The sequence below is a fragment of the Vibrio sp. J2-4 genome, assembly GCF_021728155.1.
Classification (GTDB): domain Bacteria; phylum Pseudomonadota; class Gammaproteobacteria; order Enterobacterales; family Vibrionaceae; genus Vibrio; species Vibrio diabolicus.
This window is the reverse complement of the sequence record NZ_JAKKCN010000008.1, coordinates 92,593-112,948: the sequence shown is the minus strand read 5'-3', so window position 1 is coordinate 112,948 and position 20,356 is coordinate 92,593. Positions and strand designations below refer to the sequence as shown.

Here is a 20,356-nt window from a genome sequence, read left to right as displayed (position 1 = left end):
AACATGAAATGTTGATCGCAATTCTGCCAGTTATATGAAGGTAGCGTCAGGATAAAGTCATACACATTTTATGGGTTCTCAAAGTTGGAACAATAAAAAAGGGCTTATTATTCGAAAACAATAAACCCTGCTTATGATAACTATGCGCTGTTCGTTGAAACCAAGAATGAATTCTACCTCAAGTCACCAACGAATCAGCTTTTGAATGCTTGATGGTTAGTTAGACTTGCAATGTGCGTCGCGAACTTCTTGCCAAACACCCCAAGGTCCAGAGTCTGCTGGGTTATCGCCTTGAGTCCACCACTGCGCCTGCCACACTTTGCCATTCCAAGTAACGTTATCCCCTTTGAGATACACCGTACTCGCTTGCCATTCTGCTGCGCAGTTATCTGTTGGAGGCGTTGTCACTGTTTTGGCTTGAGCCGACACTAGTGCCTGATATTGTGTACTGGTCTTATCAACGTTGAAGTTCAAAGCAACTCTTGCTTCTCCCGCCTGAGCTGCTCCAAATTCGACATCGACACGACAACTTGCATTCATTGCTAACGTCGCCTGAGAACACTGATCATTTGCAATAACGGCAGCATCAGCAACGCCAGAAGCAAACGCGCGAACGTTTTCTACAGTGAACGTCGTGTTACCTGAATTTTTGATAACAAAACTATGTTGCTGCAACTCGCCAACATTAAATGATGCCAATGTCTGTTCGGTGGTATACCCAACAGAAACATTCTCTTTAGGAGGTGTAGTCGTGCCAATGACACCATTAACAAAATTACGCATGGCGGCGATATCGCTATAAACACCATACATACCCGGACGAGCACAACCTATCCCCCAACTGACCACACCAAGTTGAGTAATTACGCCACCACGATTAATAACGATTGGGCCACCGCTATCTCCCTGACAGGAATCTATCCCACCTTGAGGAATTCCCGCACAGAATGACACTTCTCCAACGGTTGTGTAATTGCCACCGGCTTGACGACAAGTCGTGTCCGACACGAGCGGAACGTCAACCTCTTGCAATCGAGATGGGGAGCTTCCTCCTTCAGAGGTTCTCCCTAAACCTGCGACTGTAAGCCAATCTCCGATACTGGCGTATTGCGTTAGACTGCCATCGGTAATTTCAACCGCGGCAACACCTTGAGGTACAGAGTCTAACTTTAAGACTGCGAGATCGTGAGAAAGCGTTGCTCGGCGATATGCCGGGTGCATGTGGATTTCACTCACGTTAGCTCGAACACCGTCAGTGCCATTGTAAACGACGCCACCAATTTTAACCGCAATCTGATTCGGTGAATCACCCTCGACACAGTGGGCCGCAGTCAGGACGTAGCCATTTCCAATATAACTGGCACCACAATATGATCGGTTACCATAACGGCCCACAATTTGGGTGTAGAATCTCCACTCACTAGGATCAGCAGTGATGCCGCCTACGATCTGGGGTTGTATAGTGTGATATTGTTTCTGTGACAAATCATCAGCACTTGCGAACATTGGCAAAACAGCCAACGCAAGTAACGATTTTGTTAGTTTCAAAATATTGTCCTCTTGTTTTTGTAAGCACGATCCTCGTGCTACTAATAAACAAGCAGACAAAAACGCCAATACCAATGTGGGCGCATATTAATTTACTAACATTGCGAGCAACTTATAGAGAAAAGTCTATTGACGAACTGAATGATTTCAATTCGCTAGAATGTGTATCACAATATTAAAATTAAGCATGGCCATTAGCTCAACGGCTTTCTTAGATAGTGAATATGGTGTGCAAACCCTTGTTTTTCATACAAAGAGATTGCACCCTGGTTAAAGTGCCATACTTCAACAAACATCTGTTTTGCACCGTAATCAGAGAACGTTGACTCAATTTTGTTAATCAATGCCTGAGCTGTGCCTTGTTTCCGAAACTCAGGTAACACATAGAGCTCATCCACACTTCCCATCATAACCGGCTGACTGACGGTAGAAACAAGTTCACAGAAATGACCAGAGATAAAACCAATAATTTCATCTCCTTGTTTTGCTACATAAACAAGACATTCAGGATCATCAATGTATCGAGCAAGACTTTTTTCTTGCTCTATCTCCTCTGCAGTTTTGAACAGCTCAGGAGATTGAAGATGATGCTCATCATGCAGCTCAAACATAAGGTCGTTGAGCGACTCAAGGTCGCTAAAACACGCAGATTTAATTACAAACGTGGTCATACAAAGGGTCACTAAAAATTGAATGGCTGTAGTTTGTGAGGAAAATGCCGTATTGGCAAGTCACAAAATTGCCTGCACGAGACGTTTACGCGATCTACAAACAAAAAAGCCCCTGCACTTAATAAGCGTACAGAGGCAGAACCAACCTACAGAGTTCGAGGATCAGGGGTTAGTTAGAATTGAGTTTTAATTAGCGTCTTAACACTCGTTCAATTTCGTTCAAACTACTTGGGTCATCAATCGTTGACGGAACGGTGTATTTTTCACCATCGGCTATTTGACGTATGGTTCGGCGCAGAATTTTACCCGAACGTGTTTTCGGTAAGCGATCCACAACCAGTGCATGCTTAAAGCAGGCAACCGCACCGATCTCACTACGTACCTTGCCAACAAGCTCACCTTCAAGATCAAGCTCGTCCACTTTGACACCATCTTTAAGCACAACAAAACCAAGTGGTAACTGCCCTTTTAACTCATCGTGGATACCCACGACTGCACATTCCGCAATCGCTGGGTGGCCACCGACAATTTCTTCCATTTCGCCTGTCGATAAACGATGCCCCGCGACATTAATCACGTCATCAATACGTCCCATAATGAACAGGTAACCGTCTTCATCCAAATAGCCACCATCACCTGACACATAGTAGCCAGGGAATTGGCTGAGGTAACCGGTTTCAAAACGGTCATGGTTACGCCAAACCGTTGGCAGACAACTCGGTGGCAGCGGACGTTTTAATGCGACAAAGCCTTGTTGGTTAGGCCCGACCGACTCTCCAAGTTCATTCAGAATCTCGACCTGATAACCCGGAATTGGCTTCGTCGAAGAACCCGCTTTAACTGGCATCATTTCAACACCTGTTGGGTTGCCCGCGATAGCCCAACCCGTTTCCGTTTGCCACCAGTGGTCAATAACGGGTTTGTCTGCTTTGCTCTGAACCCATTCCAGTGTTGGAGGGTCAAGGCGTTCTCCTGCCATAAAGATGGTTTTCAATTTAGAGAGATCATACTGTTTTAAAAACTCACCTTCTGGGTCTTCTTTCTTGATCGCACGGAACGCTGTCGGGGCAGAGAACAACGCATCTACTTTGTATTCGTCACACACTCGCCAAAATGCACCAGGATCCGGTGTTCGGACGGGCTTGCCTTCGAATAGGATTGTTGTGCAACCGTGAATCAGTGGCGCGTAAACAATGTAAGAGTGCCCTACTACCCAGCCAACATCAGATGCCGCCCAAAATACGCCATCTTGAGGAATGTTGTAGATTGCGCTCATAGAGTACTTCATCGCGACGGCATGGCCACCGTTGTCACGCACGACGCCTTTTGGCTTACCTGTCGTACCCGAAGTATAAAGAATGTAGAGTGGATCGGTTGCTAACACCGGAACACAACCGTGTGGCAACGCTTGGTTGTACTCTTGCTGCCAATCCAGATCTCTTTCTTGGTTTAGATCGGCTTCGCACTCAGGGCGCTGGAATACAAATACTTTCTCTGGCTTCCATCGGCTGTCCATAATGGCCTTGTCTACCATTGGCTTATATGGAATAACTTTGTTGATCTCAATCCCACACGACGCCGTCATGATGACTTTCGGCTCTGCATCTTCAATTCGTACAGCAAGTTCATTAGGTGCAAAACCACCGAATACAACGGAGTGAATCGCCCCCAAACGCGCACAGGCTAGCATCGCCATTGCGGCTTCTGGAATCATCGGCATGTAAATAACGACTCGGTCGCCTTTTTCAACGCCTTGGGCAGACAGCATGCCGGCAATTTTTGCCACTTGGTCACGCAGGTTACTATAGGTATACGTGGTTTTATTGCCGGTTACTGGCGAGTCATAAATGAGTGCCGTATTATCACCGCGTCCTTGCTCGCAATGGTAATCCAATGCTAACCAGCACGTATTCATTACACCATCTGGAAACCAACGTTCTATGCCGTTTTCATCAGATTTCAAGATAGTTTTAGGAGATTCGAACCAATCGATATTCTCCGCTTGAGCGCGCCAAAAACTCTCCAGTTCGTTTTTCGCCCATAAATATTCTTTTTCGTATGAAGACATATTGCTTCCTCCAGTATGTCCTGACATTGCTCTCGTTCTATTCAAAGACCGTTCTTTTCACTCAAAGACATCAGAGGGTACACGCACAAATCCCTCCATTAGTATTCTCGCACTTCGGCTCATGATGGCTTTTTGCACCACCCAGCCCTGCTCAGTTTGCTTCGCTTGTGCTCCAACTTTTAACGTTCCTGAGGGGTGGCCAAAAGTCACTGACTCTTTTTCACCGCCACCAGCAGCCAAGTTAACCAACGTACCCGGTACACACGCCGCTGAAGCGATAGCAACGGCTGCTGTTCCCATCATTGCATGGTGAAGTTTGCCCATCGACAACGCACGTACCAGCACATCAATTTCCGACTCATTGACCGCTTTGCCACTTGAAGACAGGTAACTTTTCGGTTTAGAAACAAACGCAATTTTCGGTGTGTGCTGGCGTGTTTGAGCTTCTTCTAAATCAGAAATCAGGCCCATTTTTAATGCGCCATGCGCACGGATAGATTCGAACATCGCCAATGCGGCATCATCGTTGTTGATATCGTCTTGTAGCTCAGTGCCCTGATAACCAATCGATTCAGCATCAATAAAAATGGTTGGAATGCCCGCATTTATAAATGTGGCGTTAAACGTACCTACGTCCGGTACCACTAAATCATCGACTAAGTTGCCTGTTGGGAACATGCTGCCTTCGCCATCAGAAGGGTCAACGAAATCGACTTGAATCTCGGCGGCCGGAAACGTCACGCCATCGAGCTCAAACTCGCCGGTTTCTTGGACGAAACCATTAACAATTGGAACGTGAATCAAGATGGTTTTGCTGATGTTCACCTGCCAAACACGCACCGTCACAATGCCATTTTCTGGAATGCGATCTTGTGGAATCAGCCCAGCATGAATGGCGAAGGGACCAACTGCCGCAGACAAGTTGCCGCAGTTACCACTCCAATCGACGAATGGTTTGTCGATCGACACTTGTCCAAACAAGTAGTCAACATCGTGATCTGCTCGGCTACTGCGAGAAACAATCACTGTTTTACTGGTGCTGGAGGTCGCACCACCCATGCCATCAATTTGCTTCGCGTAAGGATCCGGGCTGCCGATAACACGTAACAACAGCTTGTCACGCGCGGCTCCAGCCACTTGCGCTTCTTGAGGCAAATCCTCTAGGTTGAAAAAGACACCTTTACTTGTACCGCCACGCATGTACGTCGCCGGCACTTTGATTTGGCTCATTTGATTCGGAGTTTTGCTTTCCATACCCACTCCTTATTGCGCCAAGAAATCTTGCGCAAAACGCTGCAGAACACCGCCCGCGTTGTACACATGAACTTCGTCAGCGGTATCTAGGCGACACGTAACAGGAACGTCGACTTTCTCACCGTTGCTACGTGTAATAACCAAGGCTAAATCTGCACCCGGCTTGATTTCACCAACCACGTCATACAGTTCAGTACCATCCAGTTCTAGCGTATTGCGGTTTACACCTGGCTTAAATTGCAGTGGTAGTACACCCATGCCAACCAAGTTAGTACGGTGAATACGCTCAAAGCCTTCAGCAACAATGGCTTCTACGCCTGCCAAACGAACACCTTTTGCTGCCCAGTCACGAGATGAACCCTGACCATAATCAGCACCCGCGACAACAATCAGTGGCTGTTTGCGGTTCATGTAGGTTTCAATCGCTTCCCACATGCGTACAACCTGGCCTTCTGGTTCGATTCGCGCCAGAGAACCCTGAACCACTTCACCGTTCTCTTTCACCATTTCGTTAAATAGTTTCGGGTTAGCAAAGGTCGCACGTTGCGCCGTTAAGTGATCGCCACGGTGAGTCGCATAAGAGTTGAAGTCCTCTTCCGGAACGCCCATTTTGGCAAGGTATTCACCCGCAGCACTGCTCGCCATGATCGCGTTGGATGGTGACAGGTGGTCAGTCGTGATGTTGTCGCCCAGAATCGCTAATGGACGCATGCCAGACAGTGTTCTTTCACCCGCCAGCGCACCTTCCCAGTAAGGTGGACGGCGAATGTAGGTACTCATCGGACGCCAGTCATAAAGCGGACTAGAGCTTTTCTCTGCGTCATCGAGCTTAAACATCTGGATGTAAACTTGGTTAAACTGCTCTGGCTTAACGTGTTTGCCGACCACAACATCGATCTCTTCGTCGCTTGGCCACAAATCATTTAAGTAAATTGGTTTACCATTTTGGTCAGTACCCAGAGCATCGCGCTCGATATCAAAACGAATGGTTCCTGCTAGCGCATAAGCGACAACTAACGGTGGAGATGCTAAGAAGGCTTGTTTCGCATAAGGGTGAATTCGGCCATCGAAGTTACGGTTACCAGACAGAACGGCTGTCGCATATAAATCACGGTCGATGATCTCTTGTTGGATTTTTGGATCCAACGCACCACTCATACCGTTACAAGTGGTACATGCGTAACCGACGATACCAAAGCCAAGCTTCTCTAACTCAGGTAATAAGCCCGCTTCTTCCAAGTACAGGCGTGCAACTTTAGAACCCGGAGCAAAAGACGATTTCACCCAAGGTTTACGTACAAGGCCGAGCTCATTGGCTTTCTTCGCGACAAGGCCAGCAGCGACGACGTTTCTTGGGTTACTAGTATTAGTACACGATGTGATAGCAGCGATGATCACTGCGCCATCTGGCAACTCACCTTCTTTCTCTTCCCACGCACCAGAAATGCCACGCTGCGCCAACTCCGATGTTGGTAAACGGCGGTGAGGGTTTGACGGGCCAGCCATGTTACGACTTACTGATGATAAATCGAACTCAAGTACTCGCTCATAAACGGCAGTATCTAGATCGTCAGCCCAAAGACCGGTTTGTTTTGCGTATTTTTCTACTAGAGCAACTTGCTCTTCATTTCGACCAGTTAGTTTCAAGTAATTGATGGTCTGCTCATCAATATAAAACATGCCAGCTGTCGCGCCGTATTCTGGTGTCATATTTGAAATAGTTGCGCGGTCTCCGATCGTTAGATCGCGTGCACCTTCACCAAAGAATTCAAGATATGAAGAGACCACACGCTCGTTACGTAGGAACTCAGTAATCGCGAGGACAATATCGGTTGCGGTAATGCCTGGTTGACGTTTCCCCGTTAGTTTTACACCGACAATATCAGGTAAACGCATCATTGATGGTCGGCCAAGCATTACGGTTTCAGCTTCCAGACCACCAACACCGATCGCGATAACACCGAGGGCGTCTACGTGAGGCGTATGACTGTCCGTACCCACACAGGTATCTGGGTAGGCAATACCCTGCTTCGCTTGCACCACAGGAGACATTTTCTCCAAGTTGATTTGGTGCATGATGCCGTTACCCGCAGGAATCACGCTTACGTTTTCAAACGCTGTTTTACACCACTCGATAAAGTGAAATCGGTCTTCATTACGGCGTTCTTCAATCGCGCGGTTTTTATCGAAAGCATCAGGATCAAAGCCCGCATGCTCAACCGCTAAAGAGTGGTCAACGATCAGTTGAGTCTCAACGACAGGGTTCACTTTTGCAGGGTCGCCACCCTGATCCGAAATAGCATCGCGCAGACCCGCTAAATCGACTAGAGCGGTCTGACCAAGAATGTCATGACAAACAACGCGCGCTGGATACCAAGGAAAATCAAGATCTCGTTTGCGTTCAATTAACTGTTTCAGGCTATCCGTCAATGTGTTCGGATCACAGCGACGGACCAGTTGCTCAGCTAGCACGCGGGAGGTGTAAGGGAGTTTTTCATAGGCTCCAGGAGAAATGGCATTGACGGCTTCGCGTGCATCAAAGTAATCCAGTTGAGTTCCCGGAAGCGGCTTACGATATTGGGTATTAATATTTGTGTTCATGGTTTGCTTCCATTCAGTCTGTACATCTTGCCTTCATCAACGTTTTCCATTGCTCCAGAAACATCGTGATGAGAGGGGCTCCTTCCTCTGTAAGAGAGAGGTACAAAGGAAGGAGGTGGTCAATCAAAGCATATGTGCCCTGATTGACCTTCGCGCTAGCGATTCTCGATAGGTACCCATTCTTGATGGTCTGGGCCCGTGTAATCAGCACTTGGGCGAATGATGCGGTTATTAGCACGTTGCTCATAAACGTGTGCAGCCCAACCAGTTAAACGGCTCATCACGAAAATCGGTGTGAACAGCTTGGTCGGAATATCCATAAAGTGGTACGCCGATGCATGGAAGAAGTCCGCATTACAGAACAGACCTTTTTCGCGCTTCATTACTGATTCCACACGCTCAGAAACAGCATATAGATGTGTATCACCGACTTGCTGTGACAGCTCTTTCGACCAGCGCTTAATCAACGCGTTGCGAGGATCACTTTCGCGATAGATGGCATGACCAAAGCCCATGATCTTGTCTTTGTTGGCCAGCATTTTCATGATGTTCGCTTCCGCCTCGTCTGGCGTTTGCCAATCTTCAATCATTTCCATCGCCGCTTCGTTTGCGCCGCCGTGAAGTGGCCCACGAAGTGTACCGATTGCTGCCGTGATACAAGAATGAATGTCTGACAACGTTGATGCACAAACACGCGCTGCAAAAGTTGATGCGTTGAATTCATGCTCAGCGTAAAGGATTAAGGAACAGTGCATCACTTGCTTGTGTGGCGCTGATGGCTCTTTATCTGTAAGCAATCGCAAGAAGTAACCGCCGATGCAGTCTTCGGTTTGATCTTCTGTATCGATACGAACGCCATCGTGACTAAAACGATACCAGTAGCAGATGATAGCTGGGAAAAGCGCCAGCATACGTTCCGTCGAATGCAATTGCTCATCGAAGCTCATTTCCTGCTCTAGGTTTCCTAACACAGAACAACCAGTGCGCATCACATCCATTGGATGAGCAGTAGCAGGAATAAGCTCTAACGCTTGCTTAAGCTCAGTTGGTAAGCCGCGAAGGTTTAAGAGATGTGTCTTGTACGCATCCAGTTCTTTCTGAGTTGGTAAGTGACCGCGTAACAGAAGATGTGCAACTTCTTCAAATTGAGCATTATTGGCAAGGTCAGTAATATCGTAACCGCGATAAGTCAGACCGGTCCCCGTTTTTCCGACAGTACATAAAGCTGTGCTTCCAGCGCTTTGACCGCGTAGGCCTGCACCACCTAACTCTGCTTTCTTTTCTGCAGTTTGAGACATTGTTTGAACTCCTTTTCTGTCTGGCTTTGCCCTCTTTGGAGCGTTTTTTAGCCAGACGAATTTCACGTTATTGAATTAGATAAATTCCGATTATCTTTTCTTGGGCTTCCGTCTATCTTTTCTTTTCCCGCTATTTTCCTTCAGAGAATAGCTGGTCAAGTTTGTCTTCGTAATCGTGGTAGTTCAGGTGCTGATACAACTCTTTGCGTGTTTGCATTGAATCAACCAAAGCTTCCTGATTGCCCACTTCTAGCAAATGCTTGTAAACCGTTTCAGCGGCTTTGTTCATCGCACGGAACGCACTTAATGGGTAAAGCACCATATCGACTTTCGCTTTTGCAAGCTCGTCGCAGCCGTACAGTGGCGTTGCGCCGAACTCGGTAATGTTCGCCAGAATAGGAACGTGCTTTCCAGTTGCTTGCTCAAGTGCGTTTGAGAACTGAAGGTACTGATCCAGCTTGGTCATTGCTTCTGGGAAGATCATATCTGCGCCTGCTTCCACACAGGCAATCGCACGCTCAATTGCACTGTCCATACCTTCAACAGCTAGCGCGTCAGTACGAGCCATAATCACAAAGCTTTCATCATTGCGTGCGTCAACCGCGGCTTTTACGCGATCAACCATCTCGTGCTGGCTCACAATTGCTTTGTTCGGACGATGCCCACAACGTTTCTGTGCGACTTGGTCTTCCATATGAACCGCAGCAGCACCCGCCTTTTCCATTGCTTTGATCGTGCGGGCAATATTAAATGCGCCTCCAAAACCGGTGTCGATGTCGACCAATAGCGGTAAATCACACGCGTTAGTGATGCGGTCAACATCGACCAGTACGTCGTTCAATGTTGTAATACCGAGATCCGGCAATCCGTATGACGCGTTTGCAATACCGCCGCCAGACAAATAAATCGCTTGATGCCCCAAATTTTTCGCCATCATGGCGCAGTAAGGATTAATGGTGCCAACAATTTGTAGCGGATTGTTTTGTTCAATAGCGAGTCTGAACTTCGCTCCCGGTGTTAAGCTCATGACGAATTCCTTCTAGTCTTTGTCTAAACTTTCTGTATGTATAATTTGCGATTGGATGAGCTTTCGACTTCCTGAGATGTGTCTTCTCATCAGCATTTCTGCAAGCTCTTCATCGCGATTACGGATGGCTTCCAGAATGAATTTGTGTTCAGTCAGCGCTTCGTTTGGACGAGATTGCGCGCGCGGTGACTGATAGCGGTACATGCGTAACAAGTGGTAAAGCTCGTCGCACAGCAGAGAAATCAGCTTGCTGTTTCGGCTTGCTTGGATGATGCGATAGTGAAAATCAAAATCTCCATGCTGATGGAAGTAAGAGGCTCCCTCCACTTGATCGATGTGCTTAGAATGTGTCGACAATAGCATTTCCAAGCTCAAGAGCTCTTCTTGCGTAATATGTCGCGCTGCTAACCTTGCCGCCATACCTTCTAGCGCTTCGCGAACCGCATAGAGTTCTATCAGCTTTTCTGGAGAAAAAGTGGTCACTCTAGCCCCGACATGAGGAATACGTTCAATGAGCCCTAGCCCCTCTAAACGCATTAATGCTTCACGCAAAGGGCCACGGCTGACTTGATATTTCTTCGCCAGTTCAGGCTCCGAGATTTTATGACCAGGCTTAACATCGCCATTCACAATGACTTCAATCAGTGTTTCTGTCAGTGTTTCTGACTTGGTGTGTTCTTTCTCAGAACCCAGTACTTTATAACGAGTTTTCAACTCAGAGTTCATACTCAGATACTCACGTTACCGACATCAAAATGTCTACAATTTCTTAACCTGAATATAAAGTAGCCGATCAAAGTGTCGACAATCAAGTAAATTGTCGACAATTTAGACTAAGGTCGTAATTTAAATCGATGAAAATCATCTATTACGAGCTAAATGGAGGGGTAATTGCGAAAGAAAAAGCAAATTGTCGACAACTAAACACCTCTTAATATTATGATATAAAAGAAAAACAATTAAGCTATCGAACAATTAAGGATACAAAAGGTTATTCTTTAGATGAAAATTGCTCAAAAACTTGCTGCGATGTCATCTTTTGTGAGGTGGGATTGAGGTCATAATACGCGGGCTTTTCATCGGTAAAGATCTCTAATGTGAGTTTGAAATCTGGATTGTCGAACAAACCAGCGGAGAGAATGTACTCGCCTGTCGGTAACAAATGATAGAAAAGGTTTGTGCCGCATTCGCCACAAAAACCTCTCACCGCCCAGTCAGACGATTGATAACGCTTTGGCTCGGCCCCCTTAAACGTTACGTTAGGACCACAATGCACAGCATGGAGTGCTCCACTCGACCATTTTCGACACATCGAGCAGTGGCATAGACTCACTTCATTCTTAGCATCTGCGATCACTTCAATAGCGCCGCACAAACATGTCCCTTTCATTCTCTGTTTCCTTATTCGTTTGATGTCATTCCATTATGACGCAATTGTTAGCACGCACGCGTGATGTGCAACCAATTTTTCAGCGTGAACTTTATGAACAAAATACCCGTTATGCTCAATATTCTCTTTATCGACGTTTTAAAGACATCAATTTAACACTTGATTAACCTTTGACACATCAGCATCCAGTTCGAGTTAAAAGCTGAAACAAAAATAAGACTCATCTAAAAATAGAGTCACCAACATAAGGAACGTGAACATGTTAAAGGTAATCAAACCAACGCTCGCCGCATCGATCATCGCAGCTTCATTTTCATTTAACGCTTTTGCTGCTGATGTAGAAAAAATGCATTTCTTGATCCCTGGAGGTGCCGGTGGCGGCTGGGACATGACCGCACGAGGTACAGGTGATGTGCTACTCAAATCAGACATCGTTGAGACGGTATCTTTCCAAAACCTTTCTGGTGGCGGCGGCGGTAAAGCCATTGCGCACTTGATTGAAACGGCAGATCGCCAAGAAGATACGCTGATGGTGAATTCAACACCGATCGTCGTTCGCTCTCTAACAGGTATTTTCCCTCAATCCTTTAGAGATCTCACTCCCGTTGCAGCCACCATTGCGGATTACGGTGCCATCGTAGCCTCTGTTGATTCGCCATACAATTCTTGGGAAGACGTGGTAAAAGCATTTGAATCTAACCCTCGCAAAGTGAAAATTGCGGGTGGCTCTGCTCGTGGCTCGATGGACCACCTCGTCGTTGCCGCCGCATTTAAAGGCGAAGGATTTGATGCGCGTAAAGTTCGTTACATCGCTTACGATGCGGGCGGTAAAGCCATGGCAGCCCTTCTTTCAGGCGAAACTCAACTGCTCTCTACGGGCCTAGGTGAAGTACTGGAGATGTCAAAATCTGGTCAAGTCAAAGTACTAGCGGTAACTGCACCAAAACGCCTAGAAGCCGCACCAAACATCCCTACGCTAACAGAATATGGTAACGAAACGGTCTTCGCTAACTGGCGTGGATTCTTTGCTGCACCAGGTACTAGCCAAGAAAAGCTGGATGAATGGAATGCAGCATTTACCAAAATGTACAACACTGACGAATGGCAAGTCGTCCGTGACCGCAATGGTTGGATAGACAACTACAAAGCGGACAAAGCGTTCTTCGCGTTCCTTGAAGAGCAAGAGCAGCAAATGGGTGACCTAATGCGCGAGTTAGGCTTCCTAAAGTAACAGTCGAACAGGGTCCCTAAGATTCCAACCTCACCCAATAACGTGAGGTTGGTATTTCCCCAACTGTATTTGCACTCTAAGTTTCACCGTATATGGATATTGTCGACAATCGGCATGCACACTCCTTTGTTTATATACCCAAAGCAGCTCGACTAGCAGCGAAATGCTTAATTGTTAATGGTTTAATTTATTCATTAACGTCCATATGCGGTCTTTTTTATTTTTGTTAGGAGTTGAATATGTCTCGTTCAACCAACTTTTTCACCAAAGAATATTTGCTCTGTCGTGACCGTGTCGGCGCAATGATCTTTCTACTCTTCTGTCTTTGCTACGGTTATCAAACCTCGCAAATTCCATTGTTCCCTGGTGATGAATACGAACCGTTCACCGCACGTACTTTGCCAACCATCCTGACTTACGTTGGTGCAGGCCTTTCTTTGTTATTACTGGTAACAGGACAACCAGATAAACAAAGTGGCGCGGTGCTGACCTTTAATTGGAAGTTACTGATCGCTTTCTTGGTTTTGATGGCGCTGTACGGCGTGGGCCTGACTTACCTAGGCTTTGTTATAGCTACTGGCTTCTTTTTATTGGCTGGCTTCTATCTGCTGGGGGAAAGACGTAAACCCGTTCTGTTCGGCGCGTCGTTTCCATTCGTGATCGCGTTCTATTTATTACTTACTCAAGGTTTGGACATCTACCTCGAACCGGGTTTGATTTTCACCATCTGGTAGTCAAAGAAAGGACTGAATTATGTTAGATGGAATTCTACAAGGTTTATCCACTGCAGTAATGCCAATGAACATCATGATGGTGATCGTTGGTTGCTTCGTCGGTACATTTATCGGCATGTTACCTGGGCTTGGGCCGATCTCAGCCATTGCTTTGATGATCCCAATTACTTATGGCCTAGAGCCCTCCTCTGGCCTTATTTTGATGGCGGGTGTTTATTACGGTGCGGTATTTGGTGGTTCTACATCGTCGATTTTAATTAACGCGCCGGGTTGTTCTTCAACCGTGGTGACAGCATTCGACGGCTACCCAATGGCTCAAAAAGGCCAAGCAGGTAAAGCATTAGCTTTGGCAGCTTATTCTTCTTTCACTGGCGGTACGCTATCTGCCATTATGTTACTTGTCGCAGCACCAGCATTGGCTAGCGTTTCACTTAGCTTCCAATCGTCAGACTATTTTGCGTTGATGCTGCTTGGGTTATCAGCAGTCGCGGCTTTTGCGGGGAAAGGTCAGGTCATCAAAGCATGGATGATGACCATTCTTGGTTTGATGCTATCTACAGTTGGTATCGATAAAGGCGTAGGCGTTGAACGCTTTACCTTCGGTTTAACGGATTTAATGGATGGCTTTAGCTTCTTGTTGCTAGCAATGGCGACATTCGCACTGGGTGAAACATTGATGGGCATTCTTAAACCATCAAAAGACACCAGCGATGAAGAACAGGAAAAGCTGAGTAACATTGGCTCAATGAAAGTGACAAAGGAAGAAATCAAAGACGTCGCGCCTGTTTCAATTCGCTCTTCAATATTAGGTTTCTTCACTGGCGTTCTTCCTGGCGCAGGAGCAACCATTGCGGCTTTTTTAAGCTATGGTATGGAGCGCAACCTCGCACCTAAAGAGAAAAAGGAAGAGTTCGGTAAAGGCAGTATCCGTGGTTTGGTCGCGCCAGAGTCTGCGAACAATGCAGCGTCTAGTGGTTCATTTGTTCCACTGCTAACGCTTGGTATTCCGGGGTCTGGTACGACAGCTATTATGCTCGGCGCGCTGATCGCCTATGGTATTCAACCTGGTCCTCGCCTGTTTGTTGAGCACCCAGACGTGTTCTGGTCGGTGATCATTTCCATGTACTTCGGCAACATCGTACTCGTGATCCTGAACTTACCGTTGATTCCGTACATCTCAAAGCTTTTGGCGGTGCCTAGAACGGTGCTTCTACCGATGATTTTATTCTTCTCAATCACCGGAGTTTATTTGGTCTCATTCAATACCATGGATGTGTTCGTGATGCTGATTGTCGCTATGGCTGCCATTGCACTTCGACTCGCTAACTTCCCACTTGCGCCTTTATTGCTGGGTTTCATCCTTGGGGGATTAATGGAAGAGAACTTACGCCGCGCATTAATGATTTCAGACGGCGAATTGAGTTTCCTATGGGAGCGCCCTATTACCCTTACCTTTACTGTTTTAGCCGTATTGGTACTGGCAAGTCCACTAATCGTAAAGCTGATTCAAAAGTTTAAAGCACAGCCAGTGAGCGTTGAGCAGTAATAGCTGTCTCTTTCAACCTAGATAAAGCCATCCATCGCGATGGCTTTTCTTTCTCCTATCAAATCGTTCACTTATTAAGCAAAACAATATTGACAAGTCATCGCCTATATATAAGAGTAGTTGCATGAATACACACTTAGCGCAACTTAACCAACGAATTATCATCATTCCATAGGAATGGTGGGATATTTGATGCGCTCAATATTTATCGAACCCACCCATAGCGGTGGGTTTTCTGTCTCTACCGTATGGGAAATACTCTTTTGGAGGCGGTCACATGCAAAAAGTAGCGGTTTTTGGTAAGCCCGGCAGCGGAAAATCGACGATAAGTAAAGCAATCGCGTCTGCTACCGATCTCCCTCTTCATCAATTAGATTCCATAGTCTATAAACCAAACGGTGAGCCCGTTGAGCGTAACGTTTTTGATGAAGCACATAGCAATATACTTCACTCAGATCGTTGGATCATAGATGGTCTGGGGCCTATCAGCTCCTTTAATGCTCGTTTAGATGCAGCCGATACTCTCGTTTATATTGATCTACCATACTCCGTAAGCTATTGGTTTGTGACGAAACGTCTCCTTAAAGGACTATTCATTAAACCCGAAGGTTGGCCTGATGGCAGTTCGGTATTGAAAGGGACATTACAAAGCTACAAAGTTCTTCAGCAATGCCCTGCATTCTGGAATGATGACTTTATGTCTCGTCTCGAAGGGTACTCTCAAAGTAAAACCGTTCATGTCATCAAAAACGTCACAGAACTGAACAATTTTGTTTTAGAGCGGGTAAAGTAAACTTCATATCAGAACACTAGAGCATGTGGGATGGGCCATCTAAAGCTCTAACAATGAAAAAGAACATAACAAGGATTGTTTATGCTTTTAGAACTAGCGCTTTTATTCGTTGCCGGCGTAGTTGGTGGGATCATTAACTCCATTGCGGGAGGCGGAAGCTTTATTACTTTTCCGGCCCTATTGGCGGTTGGTGTGCCTCCAATTATGGCCAACGCAACAAATACTTATGCTTCATGTGCAGGGTACATTAGCGGAGCCGTTGGCTTCAGAGAAGAGATCATGAAGAACAAGCAAGAACTGTTGTTCACAGTCTCATTCAGTTTAGTAGGTGGCGCTGTCGGAGCATATCTGCTGCTCAACACACCAGAATCGCTATTTTTGGAAGCCATTCCTTGGCTACTATTGTTTGCCACCGTGCTTTTCCTGACTGGTTCTCGTTTAACAATGCTTATCAAAACTGTCGCGAAAGAGCACAAACACGCAGGAATACTTGGAGCAATCGCTTTGGGCCTATTACTTGTTGGTGTCTCTGTTTACGGTGGTTTTTTTAACGCAGGTTTAGGGGTTATTGTTCTGAGTTATCTGGTAGTAGCGGGTCACCAAGACATTAATTTAATGAACGGTTTGAAATTGCTGGTATCTACGTGTGTTTCACTCATTGCTATCGTGATTTTTGTTGCGAATGGTTCCATTGACTGGCGCACAGGTAGCGTTGTTTTGGTCGGTACGTTGGTGGGTGGTTATCTTGCAGCTCGTGTATCTCGTCAACTTAATCCCAATCATGTTAAAGGGTTTGTTGCTCTTTCTTCTATTCTCATCACTATCTACTTTTTCATTGATGTTTATGCTTAAGTAAAACTTGCACATGTAGATAACACTCCTATAAAAAACGCCATCGCGAATGATTAATGCTGATCGCTGAACGAGGTTTTTGTGTCATTACAGCGAGCCTTGGCGTGACTAGGGATCTAATAGCAGTACGCTGAGCGGCTAATGAAACAATTTTGACCATAAAGGGCTCGGATAGAAGATCCTGTATCACGCTCCTCCGTCGCTGTACAGGATGACGAGAAATAGAAATATGCCACTCGCTGTTAAACGAGTGGCATTAATCGAGAAAGATGGCGTTTTACATCAATAAGAAGAGAAAGTAACGGTTACTTAATCAGCCCTACTTCTTTGTAGTATTTGAGCGCACCTGGGTGAAGAGGCGCAGATAAACCGTCTTTTACCATTTCCTCTTTCTTCAAGTTCGCAAACGCTGGGTGGAGACGGCGGAAATCATCGAAGTTTTCAAATACCGCTTTAACCACGTTATAAACCACATCTTCTGGTACAGCAGTAGAGGAAACAAACGTCGCACCCACACCAAAGGTTTGAACATCACTATCTGTGCCACGATACATACCACCCGGTACATTTGCGACACGATAGAAGCTATTGTCTGCAACCAATTTTTCTACATTAGGTCCAGCTACCGTTACGATATTACTATCACACGACGTAGTGGCTTCTTTAATCGCTCCACTTGGGTGACCAACGGTATAAATCATCGCATCAATTTTGTTATCACAAAGTGCTTTTGATTGCTCTGCTGCTTTTAACTCAGACACAAGCTTAAAGTCATCGTTACTCCAGCCATACTGGCTCATTAACACTTCCATGGTGCCTCGTTGACCAGAGCCAGGGTTACCAATATTGACGCGCTTACCTTTCAAATCATCAAAAGTTTTGATGTTCGCGTCTTTACGTGCAACGACAGTGAACGGTTCTGGATGAACGGAGAATACGGCGCGTAGTTCTTTAAAAGGCCCGCTTTCTTTAAACTTACTGGTTCCTTTGTAAGCATGATACTGCCAGTCTGATTGAGCGATACCGAGATCCAATTCACCAGCACGAATGGTGTTGATGTTATAAATCGATCCCCCGGTACTTTCTACCGAACAACGGATACCGTGATCTTCTCGCGATTTGTTAACCAAGCGACAAATAGCGCCACCAGTCGGATAATAAACCCCTGTTACGCCACCAGTACCAATCGTGACAAACGTTTCTTCCGCAGACGCAGAAAAGCCAGTTGTGAGTGCCGCTAAAGAAGCAGCAAGTGCGATTTGCTTAAACTTAAACATTGAACATCCTTTTTACCTGTGTTGATGACCGTTTAAGTATAGCAACCGTTAACAATTTGATAACGTTTGAGTTCTCATCCTTGCAGATTGGCTTAGCAATCACCATTTTTATCAGCATATTCTGCCATCATACAAGGCTCTATATAAGATGTAAGCGCAACCCGTATCGCATAGAAAATTAAATCTTTTTAAAATTTTTCATTTATGAAATGTTTAGACAGACATATCTATTCGAAATTATCTATTAAATAGAAACAATCAGGTCAATTACAATAATCTTTTTAAACAACCTTTATTCTATATAAATATGATGAATTATAACTCCAGACAAAAGACATGAGGCACTTGAAATAAACAAGACGAAAGAGAGAACAAATAATCGTTTAATATGCTTTGGAACTTTATCTCTCTTCTCTAGCATTTTATACCGTTTCGCATGAAACTTGCTCAGAAAGACAGTGCCATATTGTAGGACACCTTGACCTGATAAGAATATATTCAGAGTGTAGTATCGGACTCCATTATCAAGAGTATCTTCAAGATACTTCAACCAGTTGGATTTCAAATAAATAACAAACAAAACCCAAGTGAATATACCTAAAATTCCAACCGTAGTCAGATAAATAACTAAATCTGATGCTAAACTGATATCTTCCATCTTCGACTACTTATTAAGTTGAGTTTTATATAATTCTGTTCCCAAATACTCACCAGTCGAACCGCCATATTTTCCTTTTAAGTACTCCCACTACAAAAAACACTTTTTGTGAGTAATAATGACACTCTAACTCAATTTTATGCAACAAAGCCACTATGGAGTGATAACTTTGAGCTGAATTCAACAAAAACAACAACTTCTATGCAAGATAAATCTCTTTTAGCATGATGATCAGATCATTGATGATTACTAAGGAAGCGGGATAGAGTAAATGTTTAACTACGTTATATTGTGTTACAAACCAATTCCTCAGTAAGTATCAATATCTAGTTGTTAGCTTAGATAACTGAAACAAAAAAAGCGTTGTATAAACAACGCTTTGTAGTTAATGAGATGGACGGTTACACCGTTGGGACTGACGCTCGCCACGCTTGGTTCTGACTATCTGAGATAGAACGGAACAAGTCACGTAGCTCTTTCAATAAACCTTCTTGGAAACCAATGTTTTCATCGGCTTTCTGTTTGGCTGCTTGTGCGCGAGTCGCTTGTACTTCATCATCTTTGCTGCGCGCTTGCGCTTTGGTTTGCTCTACATTCGATGCTGAGTTTGCCATCTGGCCCAAAGCTTGAAGAATAGCGTTCTTCGCTTGGTTTGAGCTCATCAACTTATCGAACTTACGGCCACCACTTGTCAGCTGCGCTGTCGTGTCTGCGATATTGTCTTTCGCTAGTGAGTGCGCACGCTTAACCTGATCTTGCTGAGTTTTAGACAAGCTATTGTTATTCAATAACTCTTCTGCTTGATCGAAGCCAGCTTTTTGCGTTTTCAGTACATTATTGCTCGCCATTTCATTCTTGATTTCTTTCCCTGCTTTGAAAGAACCAAGGGCACCAATAATTGCGGTAGCACCCGCTAATACACCCGAAACGACTGCCATCGCGATCATCGCACTTGCCGAGTTGTTTAGTTCTGCCGCTTGGCTTTCTAAACTCGCGACGTTTGCTTCAACAGCAATTTCACGTTGTAGCACTTGCTGCTCACGGCTCAGCTTTGATACTTGATACAACAATGTTAATAGCGTCAACGATTGTGATACCGCATCTGATGGTGACTTGATCACCTCCTCACCGTTAAGCGCTTTCATCGTTGTGCTCATTAATGAGCTCACCGTCGGTGCAAGAGCGCTCATTAGGTTTGCAACAACTTGAGCTTGGTTACTCACTGTAGGAGCTTTAGGCGTCTCTAACTGGTAGCGTGCTGCACCAGAAACACCTGACTCACTTTGGCTTTTAACGGCGCCTGCTTCAAGCTTTGTTTCCGGCGCTTTTTCTGCTTTGTTGGTTTTAATGGTATCGCCTAAACCATACAGTTCGCCGCGTCCCGTTCCGCCTACTTTATCTAGCATAA

The 20,356-nt window shown here is 45.5% G+C and carries 17 protein-coding genes; 5 read left to right on the top strand and 12 right to left on the bottom strand.

Features of this window, described 5'->3' with window-relative positions:
• Positions 1 to 216: 216 nt before the first annotated feature.
• From L3V32_RS22450 to L3V32_RS22410, 9 genes are all read right to left on the bottom strand, one after another.
• The gene (locus tag L3V32_RS22450) at positions 217 to 1,548 is read right to left on the bottom strand and encodes a trypsin-like serine protease (RefSeq protein ID WP_237285264.1); all 1,332 of its coding nucleotides are present in this window, start codon (positions 1,546 to 1,548) and stop codon (positions 217 to 219) included.
• Positions 1,549 to 1,742: 194 nt separating this feature from the next.
• Positions 1,743 to 2,219 (bottom strand): GNAT family N-acetyltransferase, encoded by a 477-nt coding sequence (locus tag L3V32_RS22445; RefSeq protein WP_237285263.1) that lies wholly within the window; start codon positions 2,217 to 2,219, stop codon positions 1,743 to 1,745.
• A 190-nt stretch (positions 2,220 to 2,409) separates the two neighbouring features.
• The gene (locus L3V32_RS22440; RefSeq protein WP_237285262.1) at positions 2,410 to 4,287 is read right to left on the bottom strand and encodes a propionyl-CoA synthetase; all 1,878 of its coding nucleotides are present in this window, start codon (positions 4,285 to 4,287) and stop codon (positions 2,410 to 2,412) included.
• 57 nt (positions 4,288 to 4,344) lie between these two features.
• Positions 4,345 to 5,541, bottom strand: coding sequence for a 2-methylaconitate cis-trans isomerase PrpF (gene prpF, locus L3V32_RS22435; RefSeq protein ID WP_237285261.1), 1,197 nt, complete (start codon positions 5,539 to 5,541; stop codon positions 4,345 to 4,347).
• 9 nt (positions 5,542 to 5,550) lie between these two features.
• On the bottom strand, positions 5,551 to 8,142 hold the full coding sequence (gene acnD, locus L3V32_RS22430; protein ID WP_176319609.1) for a Fe/S-dependent 2-methylisocitrate dehydratase AcnD: 2,592 nt from the start codon (positions 8,140 to 8,142) through the stop codon (positions 5,551 to 5,553).
• A 155-nt stretch (positions 8,143 to 8,297) separates the two neighbouring features.
• The gene (gene prpC, locus L3V32_RS22425; protein WP_237285260.1) at positions 8,298 to 9,440 is read right to left on the bottom strand and encodes a 2-methylcitrate synthase; all 1,143 of its coding nucleotides are present in this window, start codon (positions 9,438 to 9,440) and stop codon (positions 8,298 to 8,300) included.
• Positions 9,441 to 9,570: 130 nt separating this feature from the next.
• Positions 9,571 to 10,467 (bottom strand): methylisocitrate lyase, encoded by an 897-nt coding sequence (prpB, locus tag L3V32_RS22420; RefSeq protein WP_237285259.1) that lies wholly within the window; start codon positions 10,465 to 10,467, stop codon positions 9,571 to 9,573.
• A 12-nt stretch (positions 10,468 to 10,479) separates the two neighbouring features.
• Positions 10,480 to 11,193: a GntR family transcriptional regulator gene (locus L3V32_RS22415; protein ID WP_005395069.1), complete on the bottom strand. Its 714-nt coding sequence runs from the start codon at positions 11,191 to 11,193 to the stop codon at positions 10,480 to 10,482.
• 265 nt (positions 11,194 to 11,458) lie between these two features.
• On the bottom strand, positions 11,459 to 11,857 hold the full coding sequence (locus tag L3V32_RS22410) for a GFA family protein (RefSeq protein ID WP_041852953.1): 399 nt from the start codon (positions 11,855 to 11,857) through the stop codon (positions 11,459 to 11,461).
• 259 nt (positions 11,858 to 12,116) lie between these two features.
• Between L3V32_RS22410 and L3V32_RS22405 the strand changes: the two genes are divergently transcribed.
• The 5 genes from L3V32_RS22405 to L3V32_RS22385 all read left to right on the top strand — a co-directional run bounded on the left by L3V32_RS22405 (position 12,117) and on the right by L3V32_RS22385 (position 17,013).
• Positions 12,117 to 13,088 (top strand): tripartite tricarboxylate transporter substrate binding protein, encoded by a 972-nt coding sequence (locus L3V32_RS22405; protein WP_005395072.1) that lies wholly within the window; start codon positions 12,117 to 12,119, stop codon positions 13,086 to 13,088.
• A 239-nt stretch (positions 13,089 to 13,327) separates the two neighbouring features.
• On the top strand, positions 13,328 to 13,822 hold the full coding sequence (locus L3V32_RS22400; RefSeq protein ID WP_048626438.1) for a tripartite tricarboxylate transporter TctB family protein: 495 nt from the start codon (positions 13,328 to 13,330) through the stop codon (positions 13,820 to 13,822).
• A gap of 19 nt (positions 13,823 to 13,841) precedes the next feature.
• Positions 13,842 to 15,368 carry a tripartite tricarboxylate transporter permease gene (locus L3V32_RS22395; RefSeq protein ID WP_048626439.1) on the top strand — a complete coding sequence of 509 codons (1,527 nt, stop codon included), beginning with the start codon at positions 13,842 to 13,844 and terminating at the stop codon, positions 15,366 to 15,368.
• Positions 15,369 to 15,645: 277 nt separating this feature from the next.
• On the top strand, positions 15,646 to 16,161 hold the full coding sequence (locus L3V32_RS22390; protein WP_104971761.1) for an adenylate kinase: 516 nt from the start codon (positions 15,646 to 15,648) through the stop codon (positions 16,159 to 16,161).
• An 81-nt stretch (positions 16,162 to 16,242) separates the two neighbouring features.
• Entirely contained in the window at positions 16,243 to 17,013 is a 771-nt protein-coding gene (locus L3V32_RS22385; RefSeq protein WP_237285257.1) for a sulfite exporter TauE/SafE family protein, read from the top strand.
• 305 nt (positions 17,014 to 17,318) lie between these two features.
• On the opposite strand, the gene L3V32_RS22380 is transcribed toward L3V32_RS22385, so the two are convergent.
• From L3V32_RS22380 to vopD, 3 genes are all read right to left on the bottom strand, one after another.
• Positions 17,319 to 18,290 (bottom strand): TAXI family TRAP transporter solute-binding subunit, encoded by a 972-nt coding sequence (locus L3V32_RS22380; RefSeq protein WP_006741544.1) that lies wholly within the window; start codon positions 18,288 to 18,290, stop codon positions 17,319 to 17,321.
• A 292-nt stretch (positions 18,291 to 18,582) separates the two neighbouring features.
• On the bottom strand, positions 18,583 to 18,948 hold the full coding sequence (locus tag L3V32_RS22375; protein WP_031780445.1) for a hypothetical protein: 366 nt from the start codon (positions 18,946 to 18,948) through the stop codon (positions 18,583 to 18,585).
• A 401-nt stretch (positions 18,949 to 19,349) separates the two neighbouring features.
• Positions 19,350 to 20,354: a type III secretion system translocon subunit VopD gene (vopD, locus tag L3V32_RS22370; RefSeq protein ID WP_005377262.1), complete on the bottom strand. Its 1,005-nt coding sequence runs from the start codon at positions 20,352 to 20,354 to the stop codon at positions 19,350 to 19,352.
• Positions 20,355 to 20,356: the final 2 nt, after the last annotated feature.